Raw genomic sequence first — 16,672 nt, 5'->3', positions numbered from 1 at the left:
CGGCAACCCGAACCCGGGGTGCAGCATGCAGGCTCACATGAAAACCCACTACGCACGGATGGCAAGACTGGCAAGCCTCGCGGCGCCGGTCCGGAACCCGGACCTGCTCGCGGCGCAGTACCGGGTATTCGCCGGCCAGTTCCCGGTGATGTACCTGATCCTCATCTCGAGCACCTGGAGCCTCGCCGTCACGCACCTGGGCAGCACGCCGTGGTGGCTGTCGGTCGCGATGCCGGCCGCGATGACGCTCGTGTCGCTCGCGCGGCTGCTGCACTGGCGCCGCGCCCGGCTGCTGGAGCCGACGCCGGACGCCATGCTGCGCGCGCTCACGGTCACGAACTGGCTGGTGATCCCGATCGCGGCGACGTTCACCACCTGGGCGCTGCTGCTGTTCCCGTACGGCGATGCGTGGCAAAAGGCCCAGGTGGCGTTCTACATGGCGATCACCGTGATCGGCTGCATCTTCAGCCTGATGTACCTGCGCGCGGCCGCGCTGAGCGTGGCCGCGATCGTCAACGTCGCGTTCATCGGGTTCTTCCTCTCGACGCGCGAGCCGACGCTCGTCGCCACCGCGGTCAACATGGCCTTCGTGTCGGCGGCGCTGATCGCCGTCATCTCGGTCAACTACCGGGGCTTCCAGCGCACCGTCGATGCCCAGGCCGAATCGCGGATACGCGAGCAGGCGCAGACACGGCTGATGCGGATGATCGACGACATGCCGGTGGCCGTGATGACGGTCGACCCGGAGACGTTCCGCATCAACTACCTGAACGCGGCGTCGCGAAACCTGCTGCGCTCGATCGAGCACCTGCTGCCGATCCGCGCGGACGATGCGCTCGGCGCGCCGATCGACTTCTTCCACCCGCACCCGCAGCACCAGCGCCGCCTGCTCGCCGATCCGGCGAACCTGCCGCATCGCGCCCGCATCCGGCTCGGGCCGGAAGTGCTCGACATCCAGGTCTCGGCCGTGCGCGATACCCAGGGGCGCTACCTCGGCCCGATGCTGTCGTGGTCGATCGTCACGCAGCAGGCCGAGGCGGAGGCGCGCATCCACCAGCTCGCGCATCACGATTCGCTCACCGGCCTGCCGAACCGCGCGACCTTCCTTGACGAATTCGACGCGAGCCTGCGACGCTCGGACAAGGTGCTCGGGCTGCTCTTCATCGACCTCGACGGCTTCAAGCTGATCAACGACGCGTGCGGGCATTCGGCGGGCGACGCGGTGCTGCGCCAGGTCGCGGAACGCCTGCGCGGGCAGTGCCCCGAGCCGGCGATGATGCTCGGGCGCATCGGCGGCGACGAATTCGCGGTGCTGCTGCGCGACACCGACGCGGACGGTGCGATGGGCGCAGCCGCGCGGCTCGTCGACACGCTCGCCGCCCCCTATGCGCCGTCGCCCGACCGGCAGTTCCGCATCGGCGCGTCGATCGGCTGCGTGCTGGCGCCGCATCACGGCAACGACGCCGGCGTGCTGCTGTCACGCGCGGACATGGCGCTCTATGCGGCCAAGCAAGCCGGCAAGGGCACCTACCGGATGTTCTCGCCGGACATGGAAACGAGCGCGCAGGAGCGGGTCGCGCTCGAATCGAAGCTGCGCGTGGCGCTGGACGAGAAACAGGGGCTGTACGTGTTCTACCAGCCGATCGTCGACGTCCGGACCCGCCAGATCACGACGCGCGAGGCGCTGCTGCGCTGGCATCACCCGCGCTCCGGCTGGATTTCGCCGGGCCGCTTCATTCCGGTGGCCGAGCGCGGCGGCCTGATCGACCGGCTCGGCCGCTTCGTGCTCGACCAGGCATGCCGGGAGGCGGCGCGCTGGCCGGACGGCGTGCGCGTCGCGGTCAACGTGTCGGCGGGGCAGCTCGGCCACGGCACGATCGTGCCGGCCTTCGCGGCGGCACTGGCCGGCTCGGGCCTCACGCCCGACCGGCTGGAAATCGAGGTGACGGAAACCGCGCTGCTGCACGACGAGGGCAAGGCCATCGCCGACCTGCGCGCGCTGCGTTCGATGGGCGTGCGCGTCGCCCTCGATGACTTCGGCACGGGCTTCTCGTCGCTCGCGCATCTGCGCGCATTCCCGTTCGACAAGATCAAGATCGACGGCAGCTTCGTGCGCGATGCGGTTACGCGCCCGGACTGTGCGGCCGTCGTGTGCGCGGTGGCCGATCTCGGCAAGCGTCTCGGCGTGACGACCGTCGCGGAAGGCGTCGAGACGGAGGAGCAGCTGGCGTGCATCACGGATGCCGGCTGCCGCGAGGTGCAGGGCTTCCTGATCGGCAAGCCCGCGCCGGGCGAGCACGATGCGCCGGCCGTCCGCTGGATCGAGCGGGCCGCGCAGGCGGCTCAGGCCACGACCAGGCGGGCGTAAGCGCCGACGAGACGAGCGATTTCGTCGCCGCATCAGCCGCTGCGGCGAAGCGGTCGATCGACGGCTGCTGCATCGCGGCGCGGTGCGGTGCACTTTCGACGACCCGCCGACGGCAAGCAACGCCAGGAGCAGCACAAGGGCGACGGGGGCAGAAAGCGGTGACTCGCGGGTCTTGACGGACGCTGAGCGCACTGAACTCGACGCGTTGTTTCTTGTCCATGATGAGTGGCTTGCTGCAGTGCCAGTCCATCGCTACCTCGAGGCGCTGGAGCAAGCGGGCCGGCATGGCGCCGAGCGCTGAGCTGCCTGCCGCGCAGCCATGTGATCGCGGGGGATTCGCGTCGCACCCCGCGTCATCGCAGCGACATCTTTCTCACGTACATCTATGGCACTTCGCCAGTCGGCGGAGTCCCGTTTTTCAAGGAATACCGATCATGGCGGCAAAACGCCTTCGCATCAACATGATGACCCGTCGCCAGTCGACGTTCGACGGCCGGCATATCGACACCGAGGCGGTACGCCGCTTCGACGCGCACGCGCAGGACGCGACTCCCGCGTATCTGAAAGGCACGCAGGGCGCCGAGGCCGAATGGCTGCCGCGCGTGAAGGTCAGCGAGCGGTAATCCGGTTACGCGGATCTCGCCGTCCGGCCGCTCTCCCTGATTCGATCCATGTGAAACGCACCCGCCGGACGGCGGGCGCATGACGGCGCGCGACGAGCGCGTCGCTTCGCCGGCGCATGACTTGCCGGTGGCCCGTTCCGTTTCGGGAACCTTCACGACGGGCGGCAAACCGGCGCACGAGCGCGCGCGGCTTGAGAAGTCTCGATTTCATGGTGACGAAAATCACCGCATGCAGCGATTGGACGATCGACGACTACAAAACAAACGAACCTATCGATGCGTCCCACTCGATTCACGATCGCATGCTTCGTCGCGGCGAAGCCGAACGCTCTCCGGCGTCGTCAATACGAACGATGACGCATCGCGGTTGGGTCGGCTGGCGGAACCCGGGGGCGCACGCTGCGCGCTCGCGTGTGACGCATGCGCGGCGATGTGCCGCGCGGTGGCCTGAGCACGGCGGCTACGATGTATGTCGAACCCGGCGCGCAACGCGCTGCAGCAACGCATCGAGCACGGTCATTTCGACGGGTTTCACGAGGTGCTCGTCGAAGCCTGCGCGTTCGGTGCGGGCGAGGTCGGCCGCGCCGGCATGACCGGACAGCGCGACGCAGGTCGCGTCGCGCAGCGCGTCGATCGCGCGCAGTTCGCGCAGCAACATGAAGCCGTCGATGTCGGGCATCGTCAGGTCGAGGATCATCAGCTGCGGTGCGTAGTCGCGAGCGAGCGCCAGTGCGTCGTTCGCGTTGTATGCGACGCGCGGCGCGTGTCCTTTCACCTGCAGCAGCATGGCGAGCGTGTCGGCCGAATCGCGGTTGTCGTCGACGATGACGATACGTAGCGACGTGGTGCCAGTCTGCGCAGACGTGACCGGCCCGCGCACGTCGCCGCGTGCCGCGCGCGCTATCCGGTCGATCGGCAACCGCACCGTAAACGTCGCACCGTGACCGGGCCCGGCGCTTTCGGCTGAAATTCGCCCGCCATGCAGTTCGACGAACGTCCGGCAGATCGCAAGACCCAGCCCGAAGCCCTCGGACGGCCGCCGGCCCGCCCCGCCTTCCTGCTCGAACAGATCGAAGATGGTTTCGAGCGCGCCGCGCACGATGCCGACGCCACGGTCGGTCACGCGGATCGCGACGACTGGCCCCTCGATCCGGGCGCCGACGTCGATTCGTCCGCCAAGCGGCGAAAACTTCGACGCGTTGTCGAGCAGGTTATGCAGCACCTGGACGAGCCGCGCATCGTCGCCTTGCAGCGGCACGGGATCGGATGGCAGATCGACGTGGATGTGCTGCCCGCGCGCGGCAAGCTTCGGCTGGGTGCTTTCGACGCCGCGGCACACGATGTCGCGCACGGTAATGGGCCGGTCGTCCAGCTCGACCTTGCCTGCCGTGATGCGCCCGACGTCGAGCAGGTCGTCGACCAGCCGCGTCAGTTGCGTGACCTGACGATGCACGGCGTCGCGGCACTGCGCGAGCGCGGGCGCCGGATCGGCCAGGCTCTGCAGTACGCCGACCGAATGGCGCAATGGCGCGAGATGGTTGCGCAGCTCGTGCGCGAGCATCGCGATGAACACGCTGAGCCGGTGCGTCGACGCTTCGAGCTCCTCGAGCCGCTTGCGTTCGGTCATGTCGCGCGTGATCTTGATGTAGCCGCAGAGCTGGTTCGTGTGATCGTGCACGGGCGTGATCGTCACGTTCGCCCAAAACTGCGAGCCGTCCTTGCGCACGCGCCAGCCTTCGTCTTCGAAGTGGCCGTTTCGGGCCGCTTCGTCGAGCCCGCGCGACGGCCGGCCGGCCGCGATCGCGTCGGGCGGATAGAAACGCGAGAAGTGGTGGCCGACGATCTCCGCCGCACGATAGCCCTTGATGCGTTCAGCACCCGCGTTCCATGTCGCGACATTGCCGTGCGGATCGAGCATGAACACCGCGTAGTCGGTGATCGATTCGACCACCGTCTGGAACCGGAACTCGGCAAAGCGGTGCAGCAGGTCGCGCGCGTCGGACTGCCCGAGCGAGGGGGGATGCGAGCGAGGATCGGTATCGTCTTTCGTCATCGGAGCGGCGAGTCGAAGGCGGGCGGACAAGGGCCACCCGGCCGCCGTCGGGCGTGCCGGCGGCGGCAATACGAATCGAATTGGCACCCGGGAAGCATAAGCGAACTCAATTCGGCTGATCAATGGGCGCGCATCGGTTGTGCCGATCTTCGTGCGGGCAGCGAGCAACCGGTTCCGGCGCGCGTCGCGGCATGACGATTGCACGGGCCGCCGGTTCGCGTGCCGTGCCGCGGCTGCCCTGCCGCAAGCGGCCGCGAGACTCGCAAGGAGAGCCACATGAACAGCACGCTGAACCCCGACAACGAACCGGCCGACCCGGACGACGGCAACGCCCGTCGCGGCCGAGACGGGCGCGCACTCGGGCCGAGCGACTCGTCCGACAGCGGCAGCGACACGGCAGGCGCGCGGCGTCATCCGTTCGACATCGATTCGCCCCTCGACGATCACGCGCTCGAACGCGGCGATGCATCGCTCGACAGCGATACGGACCGCGCGGGTACGGGCGAGCGCGCGTCGGCGGACGGCGATTCGACACTCGACGAAGGCGCGGACATCACGCCGGATCGCACCGAGCGGCTGAGCGGGCCGGATCGCACGGAGGAACTGAATGACCGGGGCGAATCGGCCGATGACGGCGCGCCGTGACGCCCGACACGCAAAAACTGCAATCGCATTGCAGATTGGCGCATCCGCTAGCTGATCGGCGTCGCGATGCGCGTCTGTCGCGTATCGGCAACGACATCGGCACGCGATTTGCGCTCGGCCGTTCACCCGCTGGCCACGCCGGCTCGACGAAAGGAGGTCACGATGAAGGCATTTCCGTTGCAAGCCCGCTCCCTGCGGTTCCGTCGTCGCATGGCGACGCGCACCGGCATGGCGATCGCGATTGCCGCAACCACCGCGTGCGCGGCGATCGTGCCGAACGCGTTCGCCGCCGGCGACGACAGCGCCGCGTCGATGTCGGCGTCCGCTTCGCATTCGGCGACCGGCATGAAGATCCGCGATGCGACGATCACGACCAAGGCGAAGGCCGAACTCGTCGGTGCGAACGGCCTGTCGTCGGGCGACATCCACGTGAAGACGCGGCACGGCATCGTGACGCTCACCGGCAGCGTGCCCGAGGAGCAGCAGCGCACGCAGGCCGTCAGCGTCGTGAAGCAGATCGACGGCGTACGGGACGTACGCGACCAGTTGACGATCCGGGCCAAGTGACCGCGGCGGCGCCGCACAAGGAGTTCAGCCATGAACTGCATGCTCAAACCGGTCGGCGAGCAGACGATCGTGATTACCGGCGCGACGAGCGGCATCGGCCTCGTCACCGCGCGCAAGGCTGCGCGCCGCGGCGCGAAGCTGGTGCTGTTCGCGCGTAACGAGGCGGCGCTCAACACGTTGTGCGACGAGATTCGCCAGCATGGCGACCTCGCGGTGGCGGTGGCGGGCGACGTGGGCAACCTCGAAGACCTGCAGCGCGCGGCCGCGCAGGCCGTCGAGACCTACGGCGGCTTCGATACGTGGATCAACAACGCAGGGGTGTCGATCTTCGGCCCGGCCGCCGCGGTGCCGCTCGACGACCAGCGCAGGCTGTTCGACACCAACTATTGGGGTGTCGTGCACGGATCGCTCGTCGCGTCCGACCACTTCCGGCGCAAAAGCGACTTCCACGGCGGCGCAATCATCAACATCGGCAGCGAGGCGTCCGACGTGCCCGTGCCGTTGCAGAGCGCGTATGCAGCGTCGAAGCATGCGGTGAAGGGCTTTACCGATTCGCTGCGGCTCGAAATGGAGGGCGACCATCTGCCGGTGTCCGTCACGTTGATCAAGCCGGCTGCGATCGACACGATGTTCGTGATGCACGCAAAAAACTACATGAACGTCGAGGCGAAGCTGCCGCCGCCGATCTACGACCCGGAACTGGTGGCCGACGCGATCCTGTTCGCGGCCGCGCATCCGCGCCGCACGCTGTTCGTGGGCGGTGCGGCGAAGTTCACGTCGGCGAGCGCGTACCACGCGCCGCGGCTGTTCGATCGCGTCGCGGCCCGGCTTTTCTGGCGCAGCCAGCGCACGGATCGCCCCGCCCGCCCGCGCGACGACAACGCACTCTACGCGCCGCGCCATGCGTTGCACGAGCGCGAAGGCATGGACGGGCCCGTGTTGCGCGGTTGCGCATACAACACGGTGGTTCAGCGGCCGAGGGTGGCGGGTGCGGTCGCACTCGGCGCGGCGGCGCTGGTGGTGGCCGCACTTGTGCGATCGCGCCATGCGTCGTCGTGATTTCGTTCGTCTTCCAGGGAGACTGCCATGACGTCCCGGCAACATACGGGCCACGAATACAGCCACGCACGCGCACACGAAGGCGAGCGCGTGCAGCAAGACCATGACAAGGGCGGCCATCAGGGCGGGCACGGCAAGGCGCCGGGCCCGGTCGACGTGCAGAAGGCACTGAAGGGCATCGCCTATCCGGCCAGCAAGTCGGAGGTCATCGAGTGCGCCGAGCGCTCGCAGGCGGGCCGTGACCTGATCGACCTGCTCCGCCGCATTCCCGATCGCGAGTACGGCACGCCGGCGTCGGTGTCGAAGGAACTCGGGCGGTTGATGTAAGCGCCGCCCCCGTTGCGCCGCGGGCGATCCGCGCGCGGTGCAGCCACCGTCACGAGGAGCACGACCATGACGATGATCGTCGCAGGCCGCTTTACGACGTTCGACGCAGCGGAAGGTGGGGCGCGTCACCTTTACGAGCGCGCATTCGGTTCGGATGACGTATCGATCTTCTTCCTGAATCCGGGCGGACAGCACGCGCGCTTTCCGATCGGCGGCGATGTCTATGCCGATACGGCGGCGAAGCCGGGCGGTCGCGGCGCGATGATCGGCGCGATGCGCGGGTTGCTGATCGGCGTCGTCGCGGGGCTGCTCGTCTACGCGATCGGCATGCGCTACTGGTTCGTGCCGGCCGCCGGCGCCCTGGCCGGCGCGTATCTCGGCGCATTCGGCGGCGCGCTCGGCCGGATGCGCGGCGAGCGGGCCGAAGGCAAGGGCGCGCTCGCGCAAAGCGAAACCGGTGTGATCCTCGCCGTGCGCGTGGTGCCCGATACCGCGACTACCGCAGAGGACGTGCTGCGCGCGACCGGCGCGACGTCGATCGAGCGCGTCGAGGGAGACTGGCGGGACGGTGAGTGGAGCGACTTCGATCCGGTGCGCCGGCCCGACGAGGCTGCGTCGGGCGTCGGCAAGCGCTGAATTTTCACGCCGGCTTGCCGCAACGCAAGCATAAGGGCCTTGCCGTGCACGGCACGCCGCTTGCGACGTATCGACGACACCGTTCTGGGAGGAATCGAACCCGTGACTACCGCACAAACCCCGCCGCCTCGGAAACAGGACCATCGGCCGGGCACCGGGCGCGACATGCATCTGCCGCCGCGCGACGATGCGGCCGATTATGTCGGGAGCGGCAAGCTCGCCGGCAAGGTCGCGCACGTGACGGGCGGCGACAGCGGGATCGGCCACGCGGTCGCAACGGGTTTCGGGTGTCGCGAAGGAGGGGGCGGGCGTCGCGAGCGTCGGCGGCGGACGGCCGCCTCACGCCACATGCAAGGAGGAAGCACATGAAACGACCCAACTGGACGATCGCGGCATTCGCCGCGGGCGTGCTCGCCACTGCGGGGCTCGCCCACGCGCAGATGCCGGGCGAGCCGCCCGCATCGAGTGGACATGTGCCGGGCGGCATGATCAATCCGTCGTCGGGCGCGGGCGACGCGCGAATCGCCAAGGCGCCGCAAGGCGGCGACGCGGAATTTGTCGACAAGGCCGCGATTGCCGGCAAGGCCGAGGTGCAGGCAAGCCAGCTCGCGCTGAAGCAGGCGCAGTCGCCGGACGTGCGCGCGTTCGCGCAGCGCATGGTGGCCGATCACGGCAAGGCGAACGCGCAATTGAACGAGATCGCCGCGCGCAAGGGCATGAAGCCGCAGGTCGAACAGATCCTGGATCCCGACGTCGAGGCGCTGCGCGGCAAGAGCGGGCACGACTTCGACGTCGCGTATGTCGCGGCGGTCGGGCCGGACGCGCACCGCAAGGCCGTCGCGCTGTTCGAAGGCGAGGCGCGCGAAGGCAGGGATCCTCAGTTACGCGCGTTTGCGAATGCCGCGCTGCCGACGCTGCGGCATCACCTGAGCCTGGCGCAGGCGCTCGAGCGCAAGGTGGGCGCGCAGTAACGCGTGCCCGTTCAACCCCGGGCCGCGCGTGCGGCCCGTCTTTTTGGAGAGTCAGTCATGGCCCATCGGCAACCGAAGCACGAAGGCATCCGCGAATTGCTTTGCCAGGCGTACGAAACCGAGCTTGGCGGCGCGAAGATCTACGAGGCCGCGCTGCAATGCGCGACCGACGAGGATCTGCATCAGGAATGGGAGAAGTACCATCGCGAGACGTTGCATCACCAGGCGGTGCTGCGCAAGGTGTTCGAGACGTTCGGCATGGACGCCGACGCGCAGACGCCCGGCCGCAGCGCGGTGGCGGCCATCGGGAAGGCGCTCGTCCATGCGATCGAGCAGGCACGGAAGCAGGCCGATCCGGCCGCCGCGCAGATCGTCGCGGCGGAGTGCGTGGTGCTCGCCGAGACCAAGGACCACCTGAACTGGGAACTGATCGGCTATGCGGCCGACCAGTTGTCGGGTGACGCCGCGAAGACGCTGAAGGACGCGCACGACGAGGTCGAGGCCGACGAAGACCATCACCTGTATCACACGCGCGGCTGGGCGCGCGAGATGTGGATCGGGTCGATGGGCTTCAAGGCCGTGCTGCCGCCGCCAGAGGAAGTGAAGAAGGTCGAATCGGCGGCCGACGCAGCGCGCGCCGAACGTTCGCGCGGCAAGATGATGTGAGCCGGGTGAGCCGGGTGCGGGCGTCAACCGCCGGCGCGCCCGGCTGACCGGCCCGCGACGACGGCCAGCCCGCCGGCGAGCGCGAGCAGTGCCGCGCTCATCGCGAAGGTCGCGCGGTAGCCGTGCAGGTCGAACAGCATGCCGCCGATCGTCGCGCCGAGTCCGATCGCGAGTTGCACGACCGCGACCATCAACCCGCCGCCGGCCTCCGCATCGTGCGGCAGTGTGCGCGCGAGCCACGTCCACCAGCCGACCGGGGCCGCGGTGCCGAGCAGGCCCCATGCGCCGAGCAGGCAGGTGGTTGCCGCCGTGGATCCACCGAAGAACATCAGCGCCACCGCGATCGCGGCCATCAGTGCGGGCGTGACCACGAGGGTCCGGTAGAGCCCGCGCTCCAGGACACCGCCGATCAGGACCGTTCCCGCGAAACCCGCGATGCCGATGACGAGCAATATCAGCGACAGCGTGACGGTGGCCGCATGCGTGACGGTTTCGAGGAACGGACGCAGGTAGGTGAACAGCGTGAACTGGCCCATGAAGAACACGCTGACCGCGGCCATGCCGAGCGCGACCGGCGGCCGGGCCAGCAGCCCGAGCGCGTGGGTGGACGTGCCGCGCGGCGTGGACTGCATCGGCGGCAGGCTGACGAGCTTCCAGCCGAACGCGACCGCGGCGACCGGTACGACACTGAAGAACGCCCAGCGCCACCCGACGATCCCGCCCAGAAAGCTGCCGAGCGGGGCCGCGACGACGGTCGCCAGCGCATTGCCGCCATTCACGATCGCCAGCGCGCGCGGCACGTGCTGCGCCGGCACGAGACGCATCGCGGTAGCGGCCGACATCGACCAGAAGCCGCCGATCGCCACGCCGATCAGCGCGCGGCCGGCGATGAACGCGCCGTAGTTCGGCGCGGATGCGACGAGCGCTCCGGACACGATCGTCAGCAGCGTCAGCAACAGCAGCAACGGCTTGCGGTCGCGCCGGCCGGCGAGCGAGGCGATGAACAGGCTGGTGACCAGCGCGAAAGCGCCCGATACGGAGATGGCCTGGCCGGCCTGGCCTTCGCTGACGTGCAGATCGCCCGCGATCGGTGTGAGCAGGCTGACCGGCATGAACTCGGACGCGACCAGCGCGAACGCGCCGAGCGACATCGCGAGGACGGCGCCCCACGCGGCAGCGCCATCCGCTGCCGTGCCGCGATCGGGTGGTGAGACGGATTGCATATCGGGAACGGGAACAAGAACAGGATCGGAAAGGAGGGGCGGTTGCGCGCTCAATCGCAACGTGTCGCCGTGCCGCGCCCGGCCAGATGTGTGCGCGCATCGTCGTCGCGCCCGGCCTGCACCCTGGCCGCGGCGGACTGTGCGTCGTCGACCCAGGTGCGCGGGTTCATGCGTGCGGGATTGAAGCCGGCGGCCTCGTAGCGAAGCATGTCCTGGCGGACCTGCTCGCGCGTCAGGCCCGGTGCGGATTGCGCGAACAGCGGGCCGTAGGCGACAAGTGCGGCGATGGCGGCAAGAAGGCGGATATTCATGAGGTGCGGCTCCGGAAAGCGGGTAGTCGGTGCGTCCGGGCTGTGCCGCGACGCGTCGGTCGATGGCTTCGCAGTCTAGCGAGCCATGCCGGAATGATTAAGTAGCACGGCGCACTTGGACTTATTAGCCAATCCGATGAATCGCCGCCGGCGGTGCTACGATTGGCGTCCGTCCCCGCAGGAGTAGCTTTTCGACATGGCGCGTGAAAATTTGAACGACCTGCTCGTCTTTCTCGCGGTGGCCCGCGAGCGCAGTTTCACGCGCGCGGCCACGCGGCTCGGCGTGTCGCAGTCGGCGCTGAGCCAGACCGTCCGCGACCTCGAAGCGCGGGTTGGCGTGCGGCTGCTGACGCGTACGACGCGCAGCGTGTCGACGACCGACGCCGGCGAAGCGCTGTTCCAGGCGGTAGCGCCGCGCATCGACGAGATCTCGGCACAACTGGCCGCGCTGTCGGATTTCAGGGACAAGCCGGCCGGCGTGGTGCGCATCACGGCCACCGAGCATCCGATCGATACGATCATCTGGCCGAAACTCAGGAAGATCCTGCCCGACTACCCGGATATCCGCGTCGAGCTGTCGGTCGATTACGGGCTGTCGAACATCGTCGAGGAGCGCTACGACATCGGCGTGCGGTACGGCGATCAGGTGGCGAAGGACATGATCGCCGTGCGGATCAGCCCGGATGTCCGGATGGCAATGGTCGCGGCGCCTTCGTATCTCGACGGCCGCAAGCCGCCGAGGAAGCCGCAGGACCTGCTCGATCACGATTGCGTCACGTTGCGGCTCGCGACGGCGAAGGGCATCTATGCGTGGGAGTTGAAGAAGGGCAAGAACGACGTCCTGGCGCGCGTGAACGGCCGGATCACCTGCAACACGCAGCCGCATCTGGTTCAGGCCGCGCTCGACGGGTTCGGCATCGCGTTCGTGACCGAGGACGTCGTGCTGGAGCATGTCCGCAACGGCAACCTGCAGATCGTGATGCCCGACTGGTGTCCGGTCTTTCCCGGCTACCACGCGTACTATCCGAGCCGTCGCCCGGCGTCGCGTGCATTCACCGTCGTGATCGACGCGTTGCGGCATCGCGCGTAGCGCCCCGCGCATCGCGCGTCCCGTCTGCCATCGGGAGGCAAAAAAACGCCCCGCGCGGGCGGGGCGTTCAAAACGGATGCGCCGGCGAACCGGCACCGAGTTGTGGTGCGATCAGTGACGGTCGCGTGCGCGCGGATCGTTCAGTTCCTCGGTCGGGTCGGTCAGCCCGAGTTCGTCTCCGGCGCTCCAGTACGGCGCGCTGCCGTAGAACTCGTGCAGCGGCTCGGCCCATTGCGGATCGGCCATCGCCGGCCAATGGTCCTTGTCGAATCCCGGCGCATTGCGGATCCGCTCCGACGACACCGACAACAGGAAGCACTTGCGTTCGGTGTCGAGCGTCAGCGCGCTCCACGGAATCGCGTGCAGCTTGTCGCCGATGCCGAGGATGCCGCCGCTCGACAGCACCGCATATGCGACGCGGCCGGAGCGCACGTCGAGCATGATCTCCTTGATCTTGCCGACATCGTCGCCGTCGGTCGTATAGACCTTGTCGCCTTCCAGTGTATTGGCCGCCATCACGTCCGGGCCGGGGCCGGCCGCCGTTGCGGCGCCCTTGCCGATGATGCGGGTCTGACCTTGATGGGAAGTCTGCATGGTTTCCTCCAGGCTGCGTAGGGCGCGACGGTGCCCGGGGCGGGCCCTGCGGGTCGCGCGGGGTTGTCGTGACGGGGCGAAGGTCGCACCGTCACGTCTGCTTCGGTTGCGACACGCCTTCGAGCGTGTTCGCGACGTCGTCGCGTTCGGGGCCGGCCGAGCGCGTCGCGATGTCCGCGAGCGACAGCATGCCGACCAGCCGCTTGTCGTGATCGACGACGGGCAGGCGGCGCAACTGCGCGTCGGCCATGTAGTGCTGGATCTCGTCCAGCGAATCGTCGTCGAAGCACCATTCGATCGGGCCCGACGCGACTTCGTGAATTCGCGTTTCCGGCGGCTTGCCGGCCGAGATCGCGCGCACCGCGAGGTCGCGATCCGTCACCATCCCGACCAGCCGGTTGTTCTCGCACACGGGAAGCGCGCCGATGTCGTAGCGCTCCATCAGTTGCGCAGCATGACGGATCGAGTCGGTCGGCGCGATGCGCACGACGTCCTGCGACATGATTTCGTTGACGCGATGCATTGAAATTCTCCTTGCGCGTTGAGTGGGGCAGTGGATAGGCACGTGCGCGTCCGGTTCAGCAAGCCGCGTGCCGTGGGCGGTCATGCGTCGCCGCGTTCGCGCTTGTCCTGCCACGGCCCTTCGTCGTGCGTGCCGGGCGGCGTGTCCGGTTCGATGCGCGTGACGCCGCCGGTCGCTGGCGGGTCGCTCGCGGGAAACGTGTCCTCGAGCTGCTTGTCGATATGACGCTCCGAATGGCGCGTGTGCGCGCGGTCGCGGTGCTTGAGCGGCGGCGACGGATCGGGTTGCCGCTCGTGTGCCGGCGCGTCGTGGCCGGACCGGGTCGAATCCTTCATCGCGAGCCTCCGTGTCGATGGCGATGGCGTGTCCCCTCCGCAACGGCCGTGCCCGGTGCGCGACGGGTTCGCGCCGGACATGGGCGGCACGCGACTTGCCGCAAAGACGATGACCGACGATGACGGCGGCGCGTGGCGCAACAGGGACCCGCCCCGCACACTTCGAGCGGGAGGCACGATGGCGATTCCGAAACGACGGCCCGGCGTGCGCTACGAGGTCAACGTATGCGGCGGCGGATTCGATTCGTTGAAGAGCTATTTCAACGAATGGAAGAAGCATGAACCGCTGATCTACCGGCCCGAGCGCCGGATGTTCGAAGGCAAGGCCGATGTGCGGCCAATCGGCCACGAGACGTTCGGCTCGACCGAGCCCGCGCGGTTCGCGCTGCCGCGTGCGTGCGAGCCAGCCGACCCGTATGCGCTCGCCGCGCATGTGCGCGACGACGGCCGCGAACGGTGGCTCGTGATGGCCGCTTACGACGTGTAGCAACCCGCTTGCAAGATTTGCAGCGGACGGTGTAGCGAAGACACGGCATGTCGCGCAGCGCTGTTCGCATGCGCGTCACGGCGGACAGGCGGGCGACGTGCCCGGGCGGCATGCGCCTTGCGGGCGATCGGTATGCGACCGTCGCGTCCGCTATCGACTCGCCGGCCATCGCAACGATGGAGCACCGATGACACACGACACCACGCAGCGATTGCAGCGCCCCGAACCGCCGTTACCCGACATCGAGCCGGACCCCGAGCCGCCGGCTCCCGACGACGTGCCGCCCGGCACGCCCGAGCCGTACCGGCAGCCCGAGGGCGACCCGCCGGGGCAGGTGCCGCCCGAGCGCGAACCGCCGTCGCACGAGCCGCCCGTGCGTGCGCCGCCGGCAGGCGCGGCCGTGCGAATGCGCAAGGAGGGGCTGCGATGAGCATCCGTGTGAAACCCGGCATGTTGCGCGACATCGCCGAGACGCTCGGCCGTCATTTCGAGGCGCGTGCGATGCCGTTTCATGTCGAGGAAGGGCCGGCCGGCGCGTTGCATATCGGCTTTCGCGTCGACGGTCATCCGGCATCGCTGACCGTGACGTTCGACGCCGGCGCGTTCGCCGCGCTCGAGCAGGCCGCTATCGAATCGCAACGCCGCGCGCTCACGCGCGTCGCCGTGGAATTCGACGAGATGATGGCGCGCCGCGCCCCGACCGCCTACGCAGGCGATTTCCATTTCAACCGGCTATGAGCCTTCGATGGGAGGGAGGAAGATGTCGATGAAGCCGATCCAGACGATACGCGTGGGCATCCATGCGTTCGCCGCCGCGTGCGTGCTGGGCGCCTGCACGCAACCGGCGAACGGTCCCTACGGCACGCGTGCGGCGCCGCCCGACGGCCGCGGGGCCCAGTCGACCACGACGATGCCCGACGCGAATACGCGCTACGGCACGCGTCCGCCGCCGGGCAACATGATGCCGCAGGGTGCCGCCGGCGGCGAACCGGCCGACGGGACGCCACCGGGTTCGAACGATGCGCAGGGCGACCGGCCGCTGCCGGGCACGCCGCCGCTGATGCAATACTGACCTGACGCCGGGCACATCACCCACGGTATGCGCGCGGAATCGCGTGCGCCGTGCAGCGCGCCGCCCATTGCGGCGCATGGCATGCCGCACCGCGATGCGGCCGGAGGAAAGCGATGGCGAATCCGCGCGAACATCTGGAAGACTGGCTGCGCGATGCCTATGCGATGGAGCGGCAGGCCGAGACGCTGCTCGCCGCGCAACTGAAACGGCTCGATCACTATCCGCAGTTGCAGGATCGGCTGCGCCTGCATCTCGACGACACGGTCGGCCAGCAGGCGCTCGTCGAAGCGTGCCTGATGCGGCTTGGCACGACGCCGTCCGCGATCAAGGACCTGGCCGCGCGAATTGCCGCGTACGGCCAGATCGCGAGCGGCATGCTGTCAGCCGACGAAGTGGTGAAGGGGGCGCTGGCCGGATACGGGTTCGCGCAGGTCGAGATCGCCGCGTATACCTCGCTCGTCGCAGCGGCGCAGGCGGCTGGCGAAGCGGAGATTCGCGCGTGCTGCGAACGGATCCTGCAACAGGAGCGCAGCATGGCCGCATGGCTGCTGCGCCATCTGCCGGCGCTGACGACCGCCTTTCTCGACCGTTCGGCCGTCGACCGCATCGATGCGAAGCGATGATGGCTGGCGACCAGGCACGCTGCCCGGCGCGCGGAATGCGTGCCCCAAACTTGCCGCTGCGTTGTAAATAAGCGGCCCCGGCCTGCGGCGACGCCAGGTACACGCTCGCGACAGCCGCGACGCGACGCGCTTCGTCGAGTTGGCACGATAGCTGCATTACTCTGGAGACGATCGGCTGGCAACCGAACGGTCGGGCGGCTTTCGATGCCGTTCTCGCTTGTGCGGCAGATCCGCCAGCATCAGGCGCTTGCGCCGCCGCTTCGGCGGCCGCCGCGCCCGCGAAGGTGCCGGTCCGCAACAGGATGGCGGCCGAGCGGCATGCCGATTCGCTGTCCGATGTCACGTTCGCGGCGGATCTCGCGGGCCGGGGCATCGTTCTTGCGCGTCGCACGGTGACGAAGTGCCGCCAGGCGATGACGATTCGCCGGCTGCCGTGCGGCACCGCGACGACGCGCGACCGCCAGGTGATTCACCCGTGCGCGTGTCACCGCTCGCGTCG

General features: G+C 68.7%; 21 protein-coding genes and 2 pseudogenes. 17 read left to right on the top strand and 6 right to left on the bottom strand.

Going from position 1 to position 16,672, the window contains the following annotated elements:
* Nucleotides 1-37: 37 nt before the first annotated feature.
* Both B7G54_RS16230 and B7G54_RS16220 read left to right on the top strand, forming a co-directional pair.
* On the top strand, nucleotides 38-2,368 hold the full coding sequence (locus B7G54_RS16230; RefSeq protein WP_106408975.1) for a putative bifunctional diguanylate cyclase/phosphodiesterase: 2,331 nt from the start codon (nucleotides 38-40) through the stop codon (nucleotides 2,366-2,368).
* Nucleotides 2,369-2,802: 434 nt separating this feature from the next.
* On the top strand, nucleotides 2,803-2,991 hold the full coding sequence (locus B7G54_RS16220) for a hypothetical protein (RefSeq protein ID WP_085039965.1): 189 nt from the start codon (nucleotides 2,803-2,805) through the stop codon (nucleotides 2,989-2,991).
* A gap of 460 nt (nucleotides 2,992-3,451) precedes the next feature.
* Here B7G54_RS16220 and B7G54_RS16215 read toward each other — a convergent pair whose 3' ends face one another.
* Nucleotides 3,452-5,044, bottom strand: a complete 1,593-nt coding sequence (locus B7G54_RS16215) for a PAS domain-containing hybrid sensor histidine kinase/response regulator (RefSeq protein ID WP_085039964.1) — start codon at nucleotides 5,042-5,044, stop codon at nucleotides 3,452-3,454.
* Nucleotides 5,045-5,320: 276 nt separating this feature from the next.
* Between B7G54_RS16215 and B7G54_RS39050 the strand changes: the two genes are divergently transcribed.
* The 8 genes and pseudogenes from B7G54_RS39050 (at nucleotide 5,321) to B7G54_RS16175 (ending at nucleotide 9,915) form a co-directional block, all read left to right on the top strand.
* Nucleotides 5,321-5,689 carry a chemotaxis protein gene (locus B7G54_RS39050; RefSeq protein ID WP_085039963.1) on the top strand — a complete coding sequence of 123 codons (369 nt, stop codon included), beginning with the start codon at nucleotides 5,321-5,323 and terminating at the stop codon, nucleotides 5,687-5,689.
* A 162-nt stretch (nucleotides 5,690-5,851) separates the two neighbouring features.
* Nucleotides 5,852-6,256, top strand: a complete 405-nt coding sequence (locus tag B7G54_RS16205) for a BON domain-containing protein (RefSeq protein ID WP_085039962.1) — start codon at nucleotides 5,852-5,854, stop codon at nucleotides 6,254-6,256.
* Nucleotides 6,257-6,286: 30 nt separating this feature from the next.
* Nucleotides 6,287-7,315: an SDR family oxidoreductase gene (locus tag B7G54_RS16200; protein ID WP_085039961.1), complete on the top strand. Its 1,029-nt coding sequence runs from the start codon at nucleotides 6,287-6,289 to the stop codon at nucleotides 7,313-7,315.
* Between the two features lie 27 nt (nucleotides 7,316-7,342).
* Nucleotides 7,343-7,642: a DUF2795 domain-containing protein gene (locus B7G54_RS16195; RefSeq protein WP_085039960.1), complete on the top strand. Its 300-nt coding sequence runs from the start codon at nucleotides 7,343-7,345 to the stop codon at nucleotides 7,640-7,642.
* Nucleotides 7,643-7,708: 66 nt separating this feature from the next.
* A complete protein-coding gene (locus tag B7G54_RS16190; RefSeq protein WP_085039959.1) occupies nucleotides 7,709-8,278 on the top strand; it encodes a hypothetical protein in 570 nt (189 codons plus the stop codon).
* Between the two features lie 102 nt (nucleotides 8,279-8,380).
* Nucleotides 8,381-8,600, top strand: a pseudogene (locus B7G54_RS39685) (NAD(P)-dependent oxidoreductase); the annotation flags it as partial.
* A 43-nt stretch (nucleotides 8,601-8,643) separates the two neighbouring features.
* On the top strand, nucleotides 8,644-9,249 hold the full coding sequence (locus tag B7G54_RS16180; protein WP_085039958.1) for a DUF4142 domain-containing protein: 606 nt from the start codon (nucleotides 8,644-8,646) through the stop codon (nucleotides 9,247-9,249).
* A 57-nt stretch (nucleotides 9,250-9,306) separates the two neighbouring features.
* On the top strand, nucleotides 9,307-9,915 hold the full coding sequence (locus B7G54_RS16175) for a DUF892 family protein (protein ID WP_085039957.1): 609 nt from the start codon (nucleotides 9,307-9,309) through the stop codon (nucleotides 9,913-9,915).
* A gap of 23 nt (nucleotides 9,916-9,938) precedes the next feature.
* On the opposite strand, the gene B7G54_RS16170 is transcribed toward B7G54_RS16175, so the two are convergent.
* Together B7G54_RS16170 and B7G54_RS16165 are read right to left on the bottom strand one after the other, a co-directional pair.
* A complete protein-coding gene (locus B7G54_RS16170; protein WP_085039956.1) occupies nucleotides 9,939-11,138 on the bottom strand; it encodes an MFS transporter in 1,200 nt (399 codons plus the stop codon).
* A 50-nt stretch (nucleotides 11,139-11,188) separates the two neighbouring features.
* A complete protein-coding gene (locus B7G54_RS16165; RefSeq protein ID WP_085039955.1) occupies nucleotides 11,189-11,449 on the bottom strand; it encodes a DUF4148 domain-containing protein in 261 nt (86 codons plus the stop codon).
* Nucleotides 11,450-11,645: 196 nt separating this feature from the next.
* On the opposite strand from B7G54_RS16165, the gene B7G54_RS16160 reads away from it, so the two are divergent.
* Complete coding sequence (locus B7G54_RS16160; RefSeq protein WP_085039954.1) at nucleotides 11,646-12,539, top strand: LysR family transcriptional regulator; 894 nt, start codon at nucleotides 11,646-11,648, stop codon at nucleotides 12,537-12,539.
* 111 nt (nucleotides 12,540-12,650) lie between these two features.
* Here the strand turns inward: B7G54_RS16160 and B7G54_RS16155 are convergent, their stop codons facing one another.
* The 3 genes from B7G54_RS16155 to B7G54_RS16145 all read right to left on the bottom strand — a co-directional run bounded on the left by B7G54_RS16155 (nucleotide 12,651) and on the right by B7G54_RS16145 (nucleotide 13,991).
* Nucleotides 12,651-13,133, bottom strand: coding sequence for a PRC-barrel domain-containing protein (locus tag B7G54_RS16155; RefSeq protein WP_085039953.1), 483 nt, complete (start codon nucleotides 13,131-13,133; stop codon nucleotides 12,651-12,653).
* Nucleotides 13,134-13,224: 91 nt separating this feature from the next.
* Nucleotides 13,225-13,656, bottom strand: a complete 432-nt coding sequence (locus B7G54_RS16150) for a CBS domain-containing protein (RefSeq protein WP_085039952.1) — start codon at nucleotides 13,654-13,656, stop codon at nucleotides 13,225-13,227.
* 80 nt (nucleotides 13,657-13,736) lie between these two features.
* A complete protein-coding gene (locus B7G54_RS16145) occupies nucleotides 13,737-13,991 on the bottom strand; it encodes a hypothetical protein (protein WP_085039951.1) in 255 nt (84 codons plus the stop codon).
* Nucleotides 13,992-14,169: 178 nt separating this feature from the next.
* Between B7G54_RS16145 and B7G54_RS16140 the strand changes: the two genes are divergently transcribed.
* From B7G54_RS16140 to B7G54_RS40225, 6 genes and pseudogenes are all read left to right on the top strand, one after another.
* Nucleotides 14,170-14,478 carry a hypothetical protein gene (locus tag B7G54_RS16140; RefSeq protein ID WP_085039950.1) on the top strand — a complete coding sequence of 103 codons (309 nt, stop codon included), beginning with the start codon at nucleotides 14,170-14,172 and terminating at the stop codon, nucleotides 14,476-14,478.
* 187 nt (nucleotides 14,479-14,665) lie between these two features.
* Entirely contained in the window at nucleotides 14,666-14,908 is a 243-nt protein-coding gene (locus B7G54_RS16135) for a hypothetical protein (protein ID WP_085039949.1), read from the top strand.
* Nucleotides 14,905-15,216 (top strand): hypothetical protein, encoded by a 312-nt coding sequence (locus B7G54_RS16130; protein ID WP_085039948.1) that lies wholly within the window; start codon nucleotides 14,905-14,907, stop codon nucleotides 15,214-15,216. The genes B7G54_RS16135 and B7G54_RS16130 overlap by 4 nt, the downstream gene beginning before the upstream one ends.
* Before the next feature lie 28 nt (nucleotides 15,217-15,244).
* The gene (locus tag B7G54_RS16125) at nucleotides 15,245-15,550 is read left to right on the top strand and encodes a hypothetical protein (RefSeq protein WP_085040086.1); all 306 of its coding nucleotides are present in this window, start codon (nucleotides 15,245-15,247) and stop codon (nucleotides 15,548-15,550) included.
* Between the two features lie 113 nt (nucleotides 15,551-15,663).
* Nucleotides 15,664-16,173: a ferritin-like domain-containing protein gene (locus B7G54_RS16120; protein WP_085039947.1), complete on the top strand. Its 510-nt coding sequence runs from the start codon at nucleotides 15,664-15,666 to the stop codon at nucleotides 16,171-16,173.
* A gap of 155 nt (nucleotides 16,174-16,328) precedes the next feature.
* Nucleotides 16,329-16,583: pseudogene (locus tag B7G54_RS40225) on the top strand (RNA polymerase factor sigma-54); the annotation flags it as partial.
* Nucleotides 16,584-16,672 lie beyond the last annotated feature (89 nt).

This window comes from Burkholderia puraquae, from assembly GCF_002099195.1.
GTDB classification, from domain to species: Bacteria; Pseudomonadota; Gammaproteobacteria; order Burkholderiales; family Burkholderiaceae; genus Burkholderia; species Burkholderia puraquae.
Note: the sequence above shows the minus strand (reverse complement) of the source record. Positions and strands in the feature narration are given on the sequence as shown.

What these genes read in the sequence shown, in the direction of transcription:
- B7G54_RS16230 (WP_106408975.1), top strand. Translation starts at nt 38, where the DNA reads ATGAAAACCCACTACGCACGGATGGCAAGACTGGCAAGCCTCGCGGCG.
- B7G54_RS16220 (WP_085039965.1), top strand. Translation starts at nt 2,803, where the DNA reads ATGGCGGCAAAACGCCTTCGCATCAACATGATGACCCGTCGCCAGTCG.
- B7G54_RS16215 (WP_085039964.1), bottom strand. Translation starts at nt 5,044, where the DNA reads ATGACGAAAGACGATACCGATCCTCGCTCGCATCCCCCCTCGCTCGGG.
- B7G54_RS39050 (WP_085039963.1), top strand. Translation starts at nt 5,321, where the DNA reads ATGAACAGCACGCTGAACCCCGACAACGAACCGGCCGACCCGGACGAC.
- B7G54_RS16205 (WP_085039962.1), top strand. Translation starts at nt 5,852, where the DNA reads ATGAAGGCATTTCCGTTGCAAGCCCGCTCCCTGCGGTTCCGTCGTCGC.
- B7G54_RS16200 (WP_085039961.1), top strand. Translation starts at nt 6,287, where the DNA reads ATGAACTGCATGCTCAAACCGGTCGGCGAGCAGACGATCGTGATTACC.
- B7G54_RS16195 (WP_085039960.1), top strand. Translation starts at nt 7,343, where the DNA reads ATGACGTCCCGGCAACATACGGGCCACGAATACAGCCACGCACGCGCA.
- B7G54_RS16190 (WP_085039959.1), top strand. Translation starts at nt 7,709, where the DNA reads ATGACGATGATCGTCGCAGGCCGCTTTACGACGTTCGACGCAGCGGAA.
- B7G54_RS16180 (WP_085039958.1), top strand. Translation starts at nt 8,644, where the DNA reads ATGAAACGACCCAACTGGACGATCGCGGCATTCGCCGCGGGCGTGCTC.
- B7G54_RS16175 (WP_085039957.1), top strand. Translation starts at nt 9,307, where the DNA reads ATGGCCCATCGGCAACCGAAGCACGAAGGCATCCGCGAATTGCTTTGC.
- B7G54_RS16170 (WP_085039956.1), bottom strand. Translation starts at nt 11,138, where the DNA reads ATGCAATCCGTCTCACCACCCGATCGCGGCACGGCAGCGGATGGCGCT.
- B7G54_RS16165 (WP_085039955.1), bottom strand. Translation starts at nt 11,449, where the DNA reads ATGAATATCCGCCTTCTTGCCGCCATCGCCGCACTTGTCGCCTACGGC.
- B7G54_RS16160 (WP_085039954.1), top strand. Translation starts at nt 11,646, where the DNA reads ATGGCGCGTGAAAATTTGAACGACCTGCTCGTCTTTCTCGCGGTGGCC.
- B7G54_RS16155 (WP_085039953.1), bottom strand. Translation starts at nt 13,133, where the DNA reads ATGCAGACTTCCCATCAAGGTCAGACCCGCATCATCGGCAAGGGCGCC.
- B7G54_RS16150 (WP_085039952.1), bottom strand. Translation starts at nt 13,656, where the DNA reads ATGCATCGCGTCAACGAAATCATGTCGCAGGACGTCGTGCGCATCGCG.
- B7G54_RS16145 (WP_085039951.1), bottom strand. Translation starts at nt 13,991, where the DNA reads ATGAAGGATTCGACCCGGTCCGGCCACGACGCGCCGGCACACGAGCGG.
- B7G54_RS16140 (WP_085039950.1), top strand. Translation starts at nt 14,170, where the DNA reads ATGGCGATTCCGAAACGACGGCCCGGCGTGCGCTACGAGGTCAACGTA.
- B7G54_RS16135 (WP_085039949.1), top strand. Translation starts at nt 14,666, where the DNA reads ATGACACACGACACCACGCAGCGATTGCAGCGCCCCGAACCGCCGTTA.
- B7G54_RS16130 (WP_085039948.1), top strand. Translation starts at nt 14,905, where the DNA reads ATGAGCATCCGTGTGAAACCCGGCATGTTGCGCGACATCGCCGAGACG.
- B7G54_RS16125 (WP_085040086.1), top strand. Translation starts at nt 15,245, where the DNA reads ATGAAGCCGATCCAGACGATACGCGTGGGCATCCATGCGTTCGCCGCC.
- B7G54_RS16120 (WP_085039947.1), top strand. Translation starts at nt 15,664, where the DNA reads ATGGCGAATCCGCGCGAACATCTGGAAGACTGGCTGCGCGATGCCTAT.